We start from the raw sequence: 18,001 nt of genomic DNA on the forward strand, positions 1-18,001 counted from the left end.
GCCGGGACGCGCGAAACGGCCGGAGTCACCCGGCCGCACGTTCTGAGCGTCTCACTTATACGGGTCGGCGGCGTCGCGCAAACCGTCTCCCAGGAAGTTGAACGCAAGCACCACGATGATGATGGGAACCACCGGCGCCATGAGCCAGGGATAGACCACCACCACGGAAATATCCTGCGCCTCGTTGAGCAGCACGCCCCAGGAGACCGCCGGCCGTCTCAGGCCGAGGTTCAGGTAGGAAAGCGCGGTCTCGCCGAGAATCATCGCCGGTATCGAAAGCGAGGCGGAGGCGATGATGTGGCTCGTGAACCCGGGAAGCAGGTGCTTTGCGATCACGCGCGAGGGCTTGGCTCCCATCAGCAGGGCCGCCTTGGCGTATTCCTCCTCTCGCAGCGCCATGAACTTGGAGCGCACCGCACGGGCAAGACCCGGCCAGTCGAGCAGGCCCAGGATCACGGTGATGCCGAGATAGATCCACACCGGTGCCCAGGTGACGGGCAGCGCGGCGGACAGAGCCATCCAGAGCGGAAGCTCGGGAAGCGAACGCAGGATCTCGATGACGCGCTGGATCAGGCTGTCGATGAAACCGCCGAAATATCCGGCGATGCCGCCCAGGAAAAGGCCGAGAACGATGGAGATCGTGACACCGATGAGACCGACGGTGAGCGACAGGCGCGCGCCGTAGACCAGTCCCGACAGGACGTCCCGGCCCAGCCGGTCCGTGCCGAGCGGATAGAACGAGCCCCCCTCGGCCGGACAGACGAGGTGGAAGCTGCCTTCCACGAGCCCCCAGAACTCGTAGTCGGAGCCGGAACAGAAGAAGCGCAGCGGCTGTACGTCGTTCCGATCCTCGGTGTAGACCCAGCGCACGGTTTCCAGATCGATGTCCGCCTTCATCCCGTAGACGAAAGGCCCGACGAAGGTCCCGTCATGGAACAGGTGGATGGACTGGGGCGGCGCATAGAGGTGGTCGTTCGAGCGCTCGTTGGGCGCATAGGGCGCGATGATCTCGGCGAAGGGAACGCAGAGATAGAACAGGAACAGGATCACCGCCGACCAGACGGCCAGACGGTGGCGGCGGAACTTCCACCACATGATCTGCCACTGGGAGGCCTGGAAGTAGCGCTCCTGCTCGGGCGTCAGGGTCCCGGCGCCGGCCGGGTTGAACGGCTCGGTGTCGACGAAATGGTCGTTGCCGGTGCGGGTCGTCTCCTTCACGCTCATGTGGCGGCCCTCCCGCCGAGCCGGATGCGCGGATCCAGAACGGCCAGCAGCAGGTCGGACACCAGCATCCCGACCAGCGTCAGCACCGCCACGAACAGGAGGATGAAGCCGGCCAGGAACTGGTCCTGGCTCTGCAGCGCGTTGAGCAGCACCGGCCCCACCGTCGGCAGGTTCAGCACCACCGACACGATGACGGACCCCGACACGAGACCCGGGATCAGGTTGCCGATGTCGGCGATGAATGGGTTGAGCGCCATCCGCAGCGGATACTTCACCAGCAGGCTGGATTCCCGCATCCCCTTGGCACGCGCCGTGGTGACATACTGCTTGTGCAACTCGTCGAGCAGGTTGGCCCGCAATCGGCGGATCATGGCGGCCGTTCCGGCCGTGCCGATGACGATCGTGGGCACGATCAGGTGCGCCAGGATCGACAGCGCCTTGCCCGAACTCCAGGGCTCTCCGATGTATCGCGGGTCCATCAGCCCGCCAATGGAGAGGCCGAACCACAGGTTGGCGAAATAGAGCAGGATGAGCCCCAGCAGGAAGTTCGGCGTGGCGAGGCCGATATAGCCGAGAAAGGTGAAGCCGTAGTCGCCCCAGGAATACTGGCGGGTCGCCGAGTAGATACCGATGGGAAACGAGACAATGTAGACGAAGAGGATCGTCGCGACGTTGAGCACGATGGTCAGCGGCAGGGTAGGCCCGACCACATCCGCGACGGGCTTTTCATATTCGAACGACCATCCCCAGTTGCCCTGCACCAGCCCGTCGAAACCATGCGGCCCCGGCCACAGGCCGACCCAGATCAGGTACCGCTCCAGAAACGGCCGGTCGAGGGCGTATTCCGCGCGCAGGAACTCGAGCTTGGCGATGGACGCGCTCTCGCCAGCCGCGCGCAAGGCCGCGATCTGGTTGGAGATGTAGTCGCCCGCCGGCAACTCGATGATGATGAACGTCAGAAAGCTTATGACGAGCAGCGTCGGGATCATCGTCAGAACCCGGCGCAGGATGTACCAAAGCATCAAGCGATCCCCCAGACGCGGCGACTGCCGCGCAACACTCACTTCACGTAGAATTCGTCCATGCGGTGGATGCCGAACTGGGCACCCGGATCCCAGCCGTAGATCCCCACTTCCGGAACATTGCCGAGATCCTGAACGACGACCGGCTGCCGCACCTCGGAAACCAGACCGATGTGGATCGTCTCCTCGGCATGGATCTGCAGCATCTCGTGCCAGATCTCCGTGCGCTCTTCATCGGACCCGGAAACGAGCCAGGCGTCATAGAGTTCGGTCAACCGCTCGGCGGGCTCCCAGTCGGGCTTCTCGCCGGTCTGCCCGCCCGTCTCGTACCAGTTGCCCCAGGCCGACCAGGACAGGAAATCGCTTCGCACGGGAGCAAAGTCCTCCGGCGGCATCTCCGAGGTCGGAATGCCGTTCTCGAAGCCGGACCACACCGCCATCACAAGGGTGCCCGCGAGGGCACGCTCGCGGATGATGTCGCGCTGGCTCGGCTTGGGAAAAAGCTTCACGCCGATCTCGCGCCATGTCTCCGCGACGAGTTCGAGTGCGTCGAGCTCCTCCTGGCTCTCGCCGGACGCTTCCACGATGATCTCCAGCGGCCGCCCGTCGGGCAACAGGCGCACGCCGTCGCCACGCCGCTCTGTCAGCCCCATCGCATCCAGAAGCTCGTTGGCCCGGTCAGGATCGTAACCGGCGTTGAGGTCGCGATACTCGGGGCGGAACAGCGGGCTCATGGGAAGCACGGTGTCGTTGGCCGGCGTGCCGAAGCCGAGATAGAGAACCTTGTTGATCATCTCCCGGTCGATGCCGAGCGACAGGGCATGGCGGAAACGCACGTCGCGCATCATCGACCGCCAGACGGGATCCTTCACCGTCAGGTTCGGCAGGAGCGAGATCTGCGAGCCCTTGGAGATCGGCCAGAGATACGTCTTGAAACGCCCCGCCTTCTCGCCCTGCTTGAGAATGGTGATGTCGGAAAAACCGATGTTGCGAGCCTGGAGATCGACCTCGCCGGCCTGGGTCTTCGCCGGAATGATCTTGCCGTCGGCAACCGTCATGATCACGCGGTCGATATAGGGAAGCTGCTGCCCCGTGCTGTCCACCCGGTGGTAGAAGGGATTGCGCTTCAGCACGAAGCGGCGCTCGCTGTCGTCGACCAGGCGAACCCAGGGCTGCAGCGTCGGCAGGTCCGGGTTCCGGGCGTCGTACATGTCGTCCATCTTGTTGAACAGCGCGGCCCAGTTGCGCAGCTTCTTCGCCTCGGCGAGCCTCATGATCTTGTCCATGTCGCCGTAGCGCTCATGATACTGCTTGAGGTAGTGGGCCGGGCGATAGATGAACGGCGGCCGGGACTTGGCCAGTTCCGGCTTGAACAGCGGATTCGGCTCGTCCCACGAAAAGCGCACGGTGGTCTCGTCCACCACCTCGAAGCGCGGCGGCTTGCCGCCGGCCAGCATGAATTGCGGCAGGCCGGAGGGCTGAAGGCTCGGGTTGGAGGCCACATCCTCGTACCAGAAGCGAATATCCTCCGAGGTGAAGGGCGCGCCGTCCGACCACTTGTGCCCCTTGCGCAGGCGCAGCGTGAAAACGCGATCGTTCTCGCTCTCGAACGCCTTGAGAAGGTCGGGCTTCAGGTTCAGGTCCTTGTCGTAGCCGACAAGGCGGGCATAGCCCCAAACGTTGATGAGGCGGACGTCTTTTGACCGTCCGATCAGCGTGTTGATCTCGCCACCCGGATGCCCCGTCTCGCGCCCCTTGGCAGGCAGGTCGACCACAAGCGGCTCCTCGGGAAGACGCATGGCAACCGGTGGCAGGTCGACACCGACGCGATCGGCAAGACCCGGCGTTTCCCGATACTCGAGCGCGCGTGCCGGCAGCGCGGCAAGGCCGGCCAGAACCAGCGCGGCGGCAAGATGAGCCGTGCGCCTGACGAAACCGGCGCCAGCGGAAACGAGGCTCATTGTGCGGCCTCCATTGGCGTTTTTCCGCGCGCGGCAAGGCCCGGCGCACAGACATAGTGACCCGGCGACATCTCCACCAGTTCCGGCACCACGCCCTCGACCAGGCGGAACGGCTCGGGCCACTGGTCGGGCTCGGACGCCCGGCGCGCGTCAAGTCCGGCGAAATCCAGCGGCGCGTTCAGGTCCGGCTCGGGCACGGAATCGAGCAGCGCACGGGTATATGGATGGCGCGGATTGTCGACGATCTCGCGCGTGGGTCCGATCTCCACCACGCGGCCGCGGCACATCACCGCGATACGGTCGGCGATGTAGTCGACCACCGCCAGATTGTGGCTGACGAAGAGATAGGTCAGGCCCAGTTCATCCTTGAGATCCTTGAGCAGGTTGAGAATCTGGGCCTGCACAGAGACATCGAGCGCCGAGGTCGGTTCATCGCAGAGCAGGAACTCGGGGCTGAGCGCGAGCGCGCGCGCGATCCCGATGCGCTGGCGCTGGCCACCGGAGAACGAGTGCGGGTAGCGACGCAGGAAGCGCGGATCGAGCCCGACGAGCCCCATCAGTTCGCGCACCCGTTCCGCCCGCTCGGCCGGCGTGCCCACCTTGTGAATCACCAGCGGCTCAAGCAGCAGCTCATTCACCGTCATGCGCGGATTGAGCGAGGAAAACGGGTCCTGGAAGATCAACTGCACCCGGCGGCGATACTCCAGCAGAGCCTCGCCCGACAGTCCGCTCACATCCCGAAGCCCGGAGCCGCTGTCATAGCACACGGTGCCTTCATCCGGTTCCAGCGCCCGCAGCACCGCCTTCGCGGTCGTGGTCTTGCCCGAACCGGATTCACCGACGAGACCCAGGCACTCGCCGCGCCGAACGGTGAAGCTGACATTGTCCAGCGCGAGCACATCGTGCCCGCCCGAGCCGAACAACCCTCCCTTGCGGGTATGGAAGCGTTTGGTCACGCGGTCCAGCGTGACCATCGGCGCGCCGATCGAGGGCACGGGCCCGGCGGGCGCCTCGCGCTTCGACGCGGCATGCGGCGCGATCGGGCGGATGGGAACCAGTCGCTCGCCCTCCTCCATGGCGAAGCGCGGAACGGCATTCAGCAGCGCCTTGAGGTAGGGGTGGCGCGGGTCAGCGAAAAGGTCGCGCGCGCTGCCCCGCTCCATGATGCGGCCGTGATAGATCACCACCACATCATCCGCCATGTTGGCGACGACGCCGAAATCATGGGTGATGAGCAGCACCGACATGGACAGCTCGGACTGAACGTCCTTGATGAGCTTCAGGATCTCGGCCTGGATGGTCACGTCGAGCGCGGTGGTGGGTTCGTCGGCGATCAGCAACGCGGGGTGACAGATCATGGCCATGGCGATCATGGCGCGCTGGCGCAGGCCGCCCGACAGCTCGAAGGGATAGGACGCGACGCCACGGTCCGGATCCGGGAAGCGCACCAGACGCAGCATCTCGCGGGTCAGCTCGCGCGCCTCGCCGGCTCCGACGTTGCGGTGCAGTTGGGCCGCCTCGCCGATCTGATCGCCAATGGTGTGCAGCGGCGAGAGCGACGTCATCGGCTCCTGGAAGATGATGGCGATACGGTCACCGCGAATGGCGCGCATGGCCGGGCCCTTGCGGTCGAGGGCGGCGATGTCGATCACCTCGGCGTCGGGACTGTTCCGGAAAAGGACGCGCCCGCCGGTCACCTTCGCCTTTTCGGGCAGAAGTCCCATGATCGTCTGGGAGATCACGGTCTTGCCGGACCCTGACTCCCCGACAAGCGCCACGGTGCGGTTGTGCGGCACGTCGAAGGACACATCCTTCACCGCACGCACCGTCCCCTCGCCGGTCGTGAAGTCCACGCTGAGGCCATCGATCGACAGCACGTTCACGAGATCCGTCCCTCCCCTTGCGAACCGGCCCGACACCCGGACCGCCCCGCTTTCGCTTTCCCGCCCGGCCCTGATGCGGCAAGGCCGGTCACTTCAGATCTACGTCCCTTGACGCGCGGCCTTCCGGTCCACATATGCGCCTTCGTCGGGAACGTCTTCGCCGGACCGCAAGGTGGCGCGAAGCTTCCCCGCGCCCGTATTTCAGGCCCTGCGACCCTGTGGCAGACAATCCGCGCCATTATAGGAACAGGCCGCGCTGACGAAAGGTCAATCGGCGCGCACTCCCACCCGCTTCAACAGGTAGAACGCGCGACCGCTCACGCATGTGATCCACATCACAGCTCAATGTCAGCCCGACGACGCCTCCGGCTCTCATCCGGCTTTCTCCACCGACGTACGCGGCATACCCACCCCGAGCGGATCGACCCCGGCCGACACGCGCCATACGGTCACCTGCACGCTGCGGCCACGCAAGACGTGCTCACCGAGACGCTGAACCATCGTCAGCGGAGCGGAAACAGCCTCGGTGCCGTCCAGCGAAATACGCGCAAGCGCATCCTCGCTGGCCAGGATCACCACCTCGTCCTGTGGCGCGACCTCGCGCCCGAGCGATTGCAGCCGCTCACACAGGTTCACCGGATCGCCGACGACGGTGTAGTTCCAGCGGTCGAGCGCGCCGACATTGCCGACCACGACACGCCCGGTATGAATGCCGAAGCGCATGCGCAACACGGGGCGCCCGCTTGCTTCTGCTTCGCGGTTGGCCTCGTGCACCGCCTCGGCCATCCGCAGGCAGGCCCGAAGCGCCGCCGGTGCGTGGTCCGGTCGTTCGTCCGGCGCGCCCCAGAACGCCAGCATCCCGTCACCGATAAACTTGTCAACGGTGCCCCCCTCCGCCTCGACGGCGGCAACAAGCAGCGAGAAGTGGCCATTGAGAAGCTCCGCCGTCTCCGCCGCGCTCAGGCTCTCCGACAGGGTCGTGAACCCGACGATGTCGGTAAAGACGAGCGTGAGGTCACGCTCACTGGCGCTGGCCTGGTCGACGCCAAGCCGCATGAGCTTGTTGAACAGGGAGCGCGGCACATAGCTGTTCATGGCCTTGAGGCCGACCACCATCGCGTTGAACGCCGAGTACACCCGGTCGAGCTCAAGAATGCGGCTGTGCGGGAGAGGATCCACACTGTCGAAGTCGAGCGCTCCGATGTGACGGGCGCGACGGGCGATTTCCGCGAGCGGACGCGAGGTCCGGCGGGCCAGGAGCACGGCAAGAACCAGCGTCACGAGGATCGAGGCAAAGCCGACCATGGCAGAGCCGAACAACCGCTCAATCTCGCGCGAGAGCGAGGAGGCGACGGAATACTGGCCGACCGTCCACACGCCCGGACCATAGCCGGCGATGACCTTGGTGATGGCGACGTAGTCGGGGGCGTCCCAGTCCTCCAGTTCCACATCGCTTACCTGCACCCCCGCCTTCTCGGCCCGCTTGAAGTTGTCGATGCGCCGGCTGGAATCGAAGCGCGCCAGCACCGGGTCGCCGAGCTCGGTGAGTTTCTGCGGCAGTCGCGGCATCGAGTTGTCGCGACGCGGCAGTGCGTCGAGATCGGAATGGGCGATGATCTCGTCGCCATCGGCGATGATGAAGACCGTGGTGTCGGCGCCGTCATCGAGCGCGGCCGCCGTGCGCCCCAGTTCCTCCAGCGACACGGCGGCGGTGAGATACCCCGAAAGCTGCCCCTCCCTGACGATCGGAACGGTGACATTCGCGTAGGAGACACCGTCGGAGTCCAGCAAAGGCCCCCAGGTGGCCGGAGAGTTGGCGGAAAGCTCCGGCAGGACATAGCGTTCCGCGACCTTCGGAACCCGGTTGCGCTGGTAAGGCCAGAGCTTGCCCGAGGCTGCCCGGTAGACGCCGTATTCCTCCTTTTGAAGATCGGTCACGACAAGCACATCGATGGCCGGATTGGCGTTCATTGCCGCAAGCAGGATCGGACGCAGGGTCTCCGACGCGCCGATCCCGACCGGTCCGTCGTCCAGCATGGTCTTCAGATGAACCACCGCACTCGAGGCCAGGTCCAGGTGATTGCGCACCTGCCGCTCGAGGGAATCGGTGATGAGCACCGCCTTGTCGTTGAGTAGCGAGAACGTGTTCTGCGCATTGGCAAAGACGGCAAGCGCAAGCACCAGGCTCATGGAGACGAACAGAAGGAGGCCGAAGGACGCGCCGACCAGCACCGTCAACGACACGCCGCGCAGCCGCCCCCGTCCGTATCGCCTGATTGCCTTCAGCATCGTCCCGTCTGGTCTTTCCTCAAGGGCGACGCTGCGTGGCCCGCCCCCGTTTCATTTCGCGCAGCTTATTCCGGAAAAGCCCGCCATTGCGACCCCTTGTCAAGATGCCGTGCCCCTGCGCCCGGCAGGCATCCCCGCCTCCGTGTCTGTACTCCCGCAACCGCAACCGCTAAGAGGGAGACACTGCAAGGGAGTCCTTATCGCCGTGACAGATTACGAGGCCGAATACAACAATCGCGCGCTGGTGCCGGAGCACCCCGCCCTCATCGAGGGCTGGGCACGCGATGCCCGAGACTACCGCGAGCAGGCCGATGGCGAGTTCGACGTCTCCTACGAACTCAGCCCGCGAACCACCTACGACCTGTTCCTGCCCGAGGGCGGCATGCCCGACCGGGGCGCGATCGCGCTCTTCATCCATGGCGGCTACTGGCAGGCCCTCGACAAGAGCTACTTCTCCCATATGGCACGCGGCGCAAACGCCCACGGACTGCCCGTGGTCGTGACCAACTACACGCTTTGCCCCGAGGCACGCGTCGGAGACATCGTCGAGGAGATGCGCCGTCTGGTCGCCCATCTCTGGGACCGCTTCCGCAAGCCCGTGGTCGCATACGGGCATTCCGCCGGCGGGCACCTGACGGCCGCGCTGCTCGCCACCGACTGGCGCGGGCGGGACCTGCCCCAGCGTCTCGTGCCGGCAGGACTGGCCATTTCGGGCCTTTTCGACCTGCAGCCGCTCATCGGAACGTCGATCAACGAGAAACTCGGCCTCGACCGCAAGGAAGCGATCGATGCCTCGCCCGTCACCCTGCCCGCTCCGGTGGGAACCCACCTCACCGCCTCTGTCGGCGGGGGCGAGTCGAACGAGTTCATCCGCCAGTCCCGGGTCATCGCCGACCTTTGGCGGCGCGGTGGCGTCGACACCGAACTCGACATCCGGGGGCGGGACAACCATTTCACGGTGATCGCCCCGCTCGCCGATGCCGGCAGCGACCTGACGGCGAAACTCGTCGCCATGGCCCGCAAGGTCGGCTGAACCCGCCCGTTTCGTGAACGCGCCCCGGCGGCGCAAGCACCAAGGTACAGATCATGCGCACGGACACGTCCGTTCCCGTCCGTCTCGAGGACTATCGCCCGCCCGCCTTCATCATCGACACGGTCGAACTGGATATCCGCCTGTCCCCGCAGGCGACCCGTGTCAGCGCGCGACTGACGATCCGCCGCGCGCCCGATGCACCGGCGGATGCTCCGCTGGTGCTCGACGGCGACGAACTGGAGCTGGCCGGCCTCACGCTCGACGGGCGGGCCCTTGCGGCCGACGACTTTTCCGCGACACCCCAGCGTCTCGAGATCTTCAAGGTTCCCGACGGCCCCTTCGTGCTCGATATCGAGACGCGGCTCGACCCTGATGCCAACACCAAGCTCATGGGCCTCTACCGCTCCAACGGCACCTATTGCACCCAGTGCGAGGCTGAGGGTTTCCGCCGCATCACCTATTTCCAGGACCGCCCCGACTGCCTTTCGGTCTACACGACCCGGCTCGAGGCCCGCGCCAGCGAAGCCCCCGTGCTGCTGGCCAACGGAAACCCGGTCGCCTCGGGGCCGGTCGAGGGAACGGACCGCCATTTCGCCGTCTGGCACGATCCGCATCCCAAGCCGAGCTACCTTTTCGCCATGGTCGCCGGCGACCTTGCCCGCGTTTCCGACAGCTTCACCACCACCGACGGGCGCGAGGTTGCACTCAACATCTTCGTCGAGCATGGAAACGAGGCCGCATGCGACTGGGCCATGGACAGCCTCAAGCGATCCATGCGCTGGGACGAGGAGGCCTTCGGGCGCGTCTATGACCTCGACGTGTTCAACATCGTCGCCGTGTCCGATTTCAACATGGGCGCGATGGAGAACAAGGGCCTCAACATCTTCAACGACAAATACGTTCTCGCCCGCCCGGACACGGCAACCGACCAGGACTATGCCGGCATCGAGGCCGTGATCGCGCACGAATACTTCCACAACTGGACCGGAAACCGCATTACCTGTCGTGACTGGTTCCAGCTCTGCCTGAAGGAGGGCCTGACGGTCTTCCGCGATCAGGAGTTCTCCTCCGACATGCGTTCGCGTCCGGTGAAGCGCATCTCCGACGTCAGGCTGCTGAAGTCGCACCAGTTTCCCGAGGACGCCGGCCCGCTCGCCCACCCCGTGCGCCCGCGCCAGTATCACGAGATCAACAACTTCTACACCGCCACCGTTTACGAAAAGGGCGCGGAAGTGGTGCGGATGCTGAAGACCCTCGTCGGGCCCGAGGACTTCCGCGCCGGCATGGACCTGTTCTTTGAACGCCACGACGGCGAAGCCACGACCATCGAGGCATTCCTCGCCTGTTTCGCGGAAGCCAGCGGACGCGATCTCGCACAGTTCGCACTCTGGTACGAGCAGGCCGGCACGCCCGCGCTTTCGGTCGAGAGCCGTTACGATCAGGCCGCCGGCACCCTCACGCTCGACATCAGCCAGCGCACGCCGGCGACACCGGGCGAAACGCGCAAGCAGGCTATGCACATTCCCCTGCGTGTCGGACTTGTCGGCCCGGATGGAAGCGACATGACCCCGGCCGACGTTTCCGGCATGGAGCATGGCGACGACGTGCTCCACCTGCGCGACGGCCGGCACCAGGTGGTTTTCTCCGGCCTAGCCGAACAGCCGGTGCCCTCGCTCCTGCGTGGTTTCTCCGCCCCCGTCACACTGTCGAGCGACCTTGCCGACGCGGACTACCTGTTCCTGGCCGCCAACGACAGCGACCCGTTCAACCGGTGGGACGCCCTCCAGCGCGTGGTCATGAACACTTTGATCGCGGCAAGTGCCTCGGTCGCGCGCGGCGAGTTGCCTCGCCTGTCGAACGGACTGGCGGACGCCCTGGGAGCCAGCGCTTCCGATGCGAGCTTGGAGCCCGCGTTCCGTGCTCTCTGCCTCCAGCTTCCGGGCGAGGCCGACATCGCCCGCGAGATCGGGCACGACGTGGATCCGGACGCCATCCATGCCGCACGCGCCTGGCTGCGGCGGAGTCTTTCCGACGCCCTGTCTCCGGTGCTGCTCGGCCTCTACACGGACATGGCGCCGGCCGGACCCTTTTCGCCTGAGGCGGATGCCGCCGGACGCCGGGCGCTGCGCAATGTGGTGCTTGAATACCTGGGCCATGGCAGCGTGCCGGAAGCGGGAGACCTGGTCACCGCCCAGTTCCAGGCTGCGGACAACATGACCGACCGGCTGGCGGCGCTGACCGTTCTCGTCCATGCCGGCCTTCACGGCAGCGAGGAGGCCCTGGCGGCCTTCAAGGCACGGCACGGCTCGACACCGCTTGCCATGGACAAGTGGTTCATGGTGCAGGCCACCGCGCCGCATGAGGGCACGCTCGACCGGGTCCGGGCCCTGACCGCTCACCCAGGGTTTTCAGCCGGAAACCCCAACCGGGTAAGGGCGCTGATCGGTGCGTTCGCCACCGGCAACCAGAGCCAGTTCAACCGGATCGACGGCGCGGGCTACATCTTCGTGGCCGACTTCGTCGAGGAACTCGACACCCGCAACCCGCAGGCCGCCGCGCGTCTCATGTCGGCCTTCCGCTCGTGGCGAGCCCTGGAGGGACGCCGTCGCGGTCTTGCCGAGGCGCGACTGCGCACCATGGCCTCGCGCAAGGACCTCTCGGTGGACCTTGCGGACATCGTGACACGCTGCCTCCAGTAACCTGACAGTCCGGGCCGGCACCTCGCCGGCCCGGAGATCTTTCGGCCCACGGCCGCTTTCACGCCCTCTCCCTGACAATCGGATCTTGCGACCGCCGCACCGGAGCGCGAAGCGCCCGCCAAATGCCGCGCACGCGCGATCTCACCTCTAATTTGCAACCTGGAATAATCTGCCGACAGAAAAGCCCGCCAGCCGGCCATGCGTAATTGCCGTTAGACTGGACCGCGAAAGAACGGAAACCCGCCACCATTTGAGCAACAAGACCCGCACACCCGCAGACTCGGGATAGTTGTGCATGATGCAAGTCTTGTTAGGGTTTCGTTAATCATATTTTTCTTCCGCGTGACTGGACAAATCACACGAATGCGATTCAAATGAAGTTGATTCGAGCACCGCTCGCGTGCAGTTTTGCGGGATAATCGACACATCGGGGGCCAATACGATGGCGCGCGCCTTTACGGGTTCAGCGTCCGCGCGTCGATTCGCGGACCTACTGCGGAAGCACCGAGAGACCCAGTCGCTCACGGGGCACATCCGCCTGCTTGCCCAGCCCGCCTATCAGCGCCTGCTCACGGCGGAACCGATTTTCCGTCGCGCCATCCCCATCCTCTGCATCGTCTTCATCGCAACGCTTGCGACCTATCGCGCCATCACGCTCTCCTACGATCACGAGGAAACCGATCAGCGCGCCCGCGACGACCTGACGATGATCGCGACGACGCTGACTTCCAGGCTCAACGCCGCCGAGGAAGAGCTCCCGGAGCTCGGCTTCGAAAGCGCGCTCCAGGCAGCGCTGTCGGACAGCCTGCCGCCACGTGCGACCGGTGACGGTCGCCGCATCTTCGTCGCCGACGCCGACGGCATGATCGCCGCAACGGCGCCGCTGCGCTCCGACCTCATCGGCACGCCCCTGGGCGACCTTCTCGGTGCAGGCCAGCCGCTCACCGTCTTTGGAGCGCGTGCCGGCGTGCTGACCATCGATCCGGGCCTCGACAGCGAGGCCTATGCGACCGTGCACCATCTGGACGGCCGGCTCGGCATGGTCGGCATGATCCAGTCGAAGGACATGGTCTTTGCCGAGTGGCGCACCAGCGTTTCGGCGAACGTGACGCTGTTCGTGGGCACCGCGTCGGTCATGCTGGTGCTGATCTACGCCTTCTTCGCGCAGGCAACGCGGGCCGAACAGGCCGACCAGATCTATGCCGCCACCCGGGCGCGCATAGACCTCGCTCTCGACCGCGGCCGTTGCGGCCTTTTCGACTGGGACCTGTCGCGCGGACGCATCTTCTGGTCCGCCTCCCTGTATGACATGCTCGGCATGAAGCCGCGTGACGACATTCTCGGCTTCTCCGAGATCTCCGCCCTCGCCCATCCGGACGACATCGACCTCTACGAGCTCGCCGAAAGCCTGCTCGAGACCGGCGAGACCACCGTCGACCGCATGTTCCGCATGCGCCACGCGAACGGCGACTGGGTATGGCTTCGCGCGCGTGCCGAGGTGCAAAGCGAGCCGGGCCTGTCGGAGCCGCACCTGATCGGCATCTGCATCGACGTGACCGAGCAGCGCCAGCTCGCCGAGCAGAGCCGCACGGCGGACCTCCGCCTGCGCGACGCCATCGAGACGATCTCGGAAGCCTTCGTCCTGTGGGACACCGAAAACCGGCTGGTGATGTGCAACTCCAACTATCAGGAGCTTCACAACCTGCCCGGCACGGCGATCCGCTCCGGGACGCCCTATGCGGACGTCATGTCGGCGGCCCGCCAGACCGTGGTGCAGGCAAGCCCGACCATCGGCAGCGACGCCTCCGATCCCTCATCCAGCTACGAGGCGCAGCTTGCCGACGGTCGCTGGCTGCAAATTTCCGAAAGGCGCACCAAGGACGGCGGCTTCGTGTCGGTGGGCACGGACATCACCGCGCTGAAGCGCCACGAGGAAAAGCTGATGGACAGCGAACGGCGGCTGATGGCCACCGTCGCGGATCTCCGCCAGTCGCGCCAGAAGCTCGAGGTCCAGGCACAGCAGCTCGTCGAGCTTGCCGAGAAATACTCGCAGGAAAAAACCAAGGCCGAGGAAGCGAACCAGGCCAAGTCGGAGTTCCTGGCCAATATCTCCCACGAGCTGCGCACTCCGCTGAACGCCATCATCGGCTTCTCCGAGATCATGGACACCGGCATGTTCGGGCCGCTCGGCTCCGACAAGTACCGCGAATACTGCTCGGACATTCACGACAGCGGCCGTTACCTGCTCAACGTGATCAACGACATTCTCGACATGTCGAAGATCGAGGCGGGTCGCATGGATCTCAAGCGCGAGGAGATCGACCTCGCCGCCATGGTCGGCGACGTCACCCGCATCATCTCCGCCACGGCGGCCGAGAAGAGCATCACCGTTGCAAGCGAGACGGCCGAGGGTCTCGACCTCACCGGCGACCGCCGCGCGATCAAGCAGGTGCTGCTGAACCTCCTGTCCAATGCCGTGAAGTTCACCCCGGACGGCGGCAAGGTCGACCTCTCCGCGAAACAGGCGACCGACAGCGACGACACGCTCGAGATCACGATCAGGGACACGGGCATCGGCATCAAGGAAGCGGACATCGCCCGCCTGGCCAAGCCCTTCGTTCAGGTGGAGAACCAGTTCACCAAGACACACAAGGGGTCGGGCCTCGGCCTTGCCATCGCCCAGTCCCTGGTCCGCCTGCACGGTGGCACCATGACGATCCGGTCGCGCGTCGGCGAAGGCACCACGGTTACCGTGCGCCTGCCACGCCAGCCGGGGCTTGCTGCCGTTGCTCCGGAAATTGCCGAGGCCGCGCAGCGTGCGGCCGCACTTGCCGAGGTGGTGGCGGACAAGCGCACCGGCTGACCGCCGGCGCCTTCCCTCCGCCAACGCTCACTCCCTGCCGGGCTTTTCCACTTTTCCGACCAGCCGTTCGAAGACCTCGCGCACACCGCGCTGGCGATCCGCGAGCAGATGCTCCAGATGGGAGAAGTCCGGCGCTTCTCCCGCATGGGCGAGCAGGTCCTTCACACCCTTGGGCACGCCTTCAGGGTCGAACTTTCCCTCCAGCGCAAGCCGTTGCACCTGGGTCAGCGCCTGATACAGGCGAATGGCGGGCAGCAGGGTTTCCGCATCCGTGTCGGAGAGGCAACCTGCCGCCTGAGCCCGTGCAAGCGCGGTCTCGGTCGTCTGGCTCAGGATGTTCGGCGCGTCATGCGCGTTGGCGAGCTGGAGGTACTGGGCGATGAACTCCACATCCACCAGACCGCCGGCGACCTGCTTGATGTCCCAGATGTCGGACGTTCCCTTTTCCGCCTCGATGCGGGCACGCATGGCCGCGACCTCGGCGGCGAGCGCCGCCGCATCGCGCTTGCGCGCCAGCGTCCTGTCGATGAGGGCGTCGATACGCTCGCGGAATTCCCGAGAGGACGAGGCGATCACGCGGGCGCGGGTGAGCGCCATGTGCTCCCACGTCCAGGCCTCGCTCGCCTGATAGGCCTCGAAGGACGCAAGCCGCGTGGCAAGCGGCCCCGCATTCCCGGACGGACGCAAGCGGAAATCCACCTCGTAGAGAAAGCCCTCGGCGGTCGGAGCGGAAAGCGCCGCGACAAGCCGCTGGGTCAGGCGAATGAAATACTGGCTGGCCGCGAGCGGACGCTTTCCATCGCTCTGGGTCTCGTCGTCATCGTGCTCGTACAGCAGGATGAGGTCGAGATCGGAGGCCGCCGTCATTTCGCGGCCGCCCAGCTTACCCATGGCGATCACCGCCCAGTCGGCGCCGGGAAGCGTGCCGTGGTTCTCCGCGACATTCGCGATCACGCGCGGCATCAGCCCTTCGATCACGGTTTCCGCGAGCCGGGCCAGCGCCTCTCCGACCTGATGGGCATTGAGCGTGTCCGTGAGCAGGCGCAGCCCGATCAGGAACTGCTGCTCCTGGGCAAAGATCCGGGCGCGATCGAGTGCATCTTCATAGAAACGGGCGAGATCGAGCGTGCGCTTGAGCCCGGCGCGGAACTCGTCAGCCGTCGGCATGGCGCCGAAAAAGGCCGGATCGAGCACCGCATCCAGAACATGCACGCGCTTCGACACAAGCTCGGAAAGGCGCGGCGCGGCCCCCATGACGGTCGCCAGAAGGCGCAAAAGCTCCGGATTGGAGCGAAGCAGGGAGAAAAGCTGCACGCCCGCCGGGAGCTTCGACAAGAAGTTGTCGAAGGCCAGAAGCGCGTTGTCGGCATTGTCGGTCGAGGCAAGCGAGGCAATGAGCGCGGGATGCAGTTCCGTCAGCCGTTCGCGGGCCCGGCTCGAGCGCACGGCCGGGTAGCGTCCGAAGTGCCAGGCGCGGACGATCTTGCACGCCTCGCGCGGTCGCCGGTATCCCAGCCCCGCCAGGGTCTCCAGCGTTTCAGGGTCGTCGTCATCGCCGGTGAAGACCAGGTTCCCCAGATCCGAGGCCAGTTCCGGCTCGTTCTCGAAGAGAGCCGAATAGTGCCGCTGCACGGTGCGGAAACGTGCACGCAGGTCGTCCTCGAAGGCCTTGAGATCCGCATGACCCATGAGGCGCGCCACCCGGGCGCGCGGCTCGTCCTCGGCCGGAAGGATGTGGGTCTGCTCGTCGTTGAGCATCTGAATGCGGTGCTCGACGCCCCGAAGATAGACATAGGCCGAGGACAGCTCGGCGCAGGCTTCCGGCGCAATCCAGCCCAGGCCGGCGAGCGTTTCCAGCGTATCCAGCGTACGCCGCCCGCGAAGGGCCTTGTTGCGGCCACCGGCGATGAGCTGCTGGGTCTGGGCGAAGAACTCCACCTCGCGAATGCCACCGCGCCCGAGCTTGACGTTGTGCCCGGCAACCGCGATCTCGCCGTGTCCCTTGTGGATATGGATCTGCCGCTTGATCGAGTGAACATCGGCGATCGAGGCATAATCGAGATACTTGCGCCAGATGAAAGGCTCGATCTCGCGCAGGAACGCCTCGCCGCAGGAAATGTCGCCGGCACAGGCACGCGCCTTGATGAGTGCCGCGCGTTCCCAGTTCTGGCCAAGGCTCTCGTAGTAGACAAGCGCCGCCGGGATCGACATGGCAAGCGGTGTCGCGCCCGGATCCGGCCTGAGCCGGAGATCGGTACGGAAAACGTATCCGTCCGCGGTGCGATCGCTCATGATCTTCACGATGCGCTTGGTCATGCGCACGAACTCAACCGGCGCCTCGCCATCGCCCGTGATGGGGGCTGTATCCGGGTCGTAAAGCACGATCAGGTCGATGTCGGAGGAGTAGTTGAGCTCCAGCGCGCCGTATTTTCCCATCGCCAGAACGGTATAGCCGCAACCGCGCTCGGGGGCTGCCTCGTCCCTCGGCGTGAAGCGTCCACGGCGTTCGAGATCTCGAAGGCAAAAACGGATCGCGGCGGTCAAAGCCGCATCGGCGAAGCGGCTCAATCCCCCCGTCACCGCGTCGAGATTGACGGCCCCCGCGATGTCACCAACGGCCAGCGTCAACGCAAGGTCCTTCTTGTAGCCGCGAAGCGCGCTCATCAGTGTGGCCTCGTCCTCGGCCACGCATTCGCACGCGGAAGCCACCAGATGATCGATGCGCTCGCCCGGAGCACTCGTCAGGATGTCCGCGACCCGCTCGGGATCCCGGGTGGCAAGGTCCCGCAGATAGGATGCGTTGGAGAGAGCCCCGGCCAAAAGCGCGCGCGCCGCATCCGCCTGCTCCGCCGGCAGGCGCTCGCCGAGCAGCACGAGAGCGGGTTCGAGATCGGCAAGGATGGCGTCCGCGGCCGTTTTGTCCGCGACCTCCGGGAGGCAGGAAATACGGGCAGCAAGCGGGCGGCTTGTCGCCCCTTCGCCATCTGCCGCAGATTCCTCGATTGCCGTCGTCTCAGCCTCGCTCAC

Annotated in this window: 9 protein-coding genes; 3 read left to right on the plus strand and 6 right to left on the minus strand. The window is 65.7% G+C overall.

The annotated features are described in order from the left end of the window. Window positions 1-51: 51 nt before the first annotated feature. The 5 genes from ACYX4S_RS11240 to ACYX4S_RS11260 all read right to left on the minus strand — a co-directional run bounded on the left by ACYX4S_RS11240 (window position 52) and on the right by ACYX4S_RS11260 (window position 8,379). A complete protein-coding gene (locus ACYX4S_RS11240; protein ID WP_476360232.1) occupies window positions 52-1,224 on the minus strand; it encodes an ABC transporter permease in 1,173 nt (390 codons plus the stop codon). Further along, window positions 1,221-2,246 carry an ABC transporter permease gene (locus ACYX4S_RS11245; protein ID WP_293720946.1) on the minus strand — a complete coding sequence of 342 codons (1,026 nt, stop codon included), beginning with the start codon at window positions 2,244-2,246 and terminating at the stop codon, window positions 1,221-1,223. Before ACYX4S_RS11245 ends, ACYX4S_RS11240 begins: the two co-directional genes overlap by 4 nt. A gap of 38 nt (window positions 2,247-2,284) precedes the next feature. Further along, on the minus strand, window positions 2,285-4,207 hold the full coding sequence (locus ACYX4S_RS11250; protein WP_476360233.1) for an ABC transporter substrate-binding protein: 1,923 nt from the start codon (window positions 4,205-4,207) through the stop codon (window positions 2,285-2,287). Beyond that, window positions 4,204-6,090 carry an ABC transporter ATP-binding protein gene (locus ACYX4S_RS11255; RefSeq protein WP_476360234.1) on the minus strand — a complete coding sequence of 629 codons (1,887 nt, stop codon included), beginning with the start codon at window positions 6,088-6,090 and terminating at the stop codon, window positions 4,204-4,206. The genes ACYX4S_RS11250 and ACYX4S_RS11255 overlap by 4 nt, the downstream gene beginning before the upstream one ends. A gap of 372 nt (window positions 6,091-6,462) precedes the next feature. Next, window positions 6,463-8,379: an adenylate/guanylate cyclase domain-containing protein gene (locus tag ACYX4S_RS11260; RefSeq protein WP_476360235.1), complete on the minus strand. Its 1,917-nt coding sequence runs from the start codon at window positions 8,377-8,379 to the stop codon at window positions 6,463-6,465. Window positions 8,380-8,584: 205 nt separating this feature from the next. On the opposite strand from ACYX4S_RS11260, the gene ACYX4S_RS11265 reads away from it, so the two are divergent. The 3 genes from ACYX4S_RS11265 (at window position 8,585) to ACYX4S_RS11275 (ending at window position 14,974) form a co-directional block, all read left to right on the plus strand. Further along, complete coding sequence (locus tag ACYX4S_RS11265) at window positions 8,585-9,412, plus strand: alpha/beta hydrolase (protein ID WP_476360236.1); 828 nt, start codon at window positions 8,585-8,587, stop codon at window positions 9,410-9,412. A gap of 53 nt (window positions 9,413-9,465) precedes the next feature. Beyond that, window positions 9,466-12,111, plus strand: coding sequence for an aminopeptidase N (pepN, locus tag ACYX4S_RS11270; protein ID WP_476360237.1), 2,646 nt, complete (start codon window positions 9,466-9,468; stop codon window positions 12,109-12,111). A gap of 442 nt (window positions 12,112-12,553) precedes the next feature. After that, window positions 12,554-14,974, plus strand: a complete 2,421-nt coding sequence (locus ACYX4S_RS11275) for a PAS domain-containing sensor histidine kinase (protein WP_476360238.1) — start codon at window positions 12,554-12,556, stop codon at window positions 14,972-14,974. 27 nt (window positions 14,975-15,001) lie between these two features. Here the strand turns inward: ACYX4S_RS11275 and ACYX4S_RS11280 are convergent, their stop codons facing one another. Next, on the minus strand, window positions 15,002-18,001 hold the full coding sequence (locus ACYX4S_RS11280) for a bifunctional [glutamine synthetase] adenylyltransferase/[glutamine synthetase]-adenylyl-L-tyrosine phosphorylase (RefSeq protein WP_476360239.1): 3,000 nt from the start codon (window positions 17,999-18,001) through the stop codon (window positions 15,002-15,004).

This window comes from Stappia sp. ABD4_338 (genome assembly GCF_056312175.1).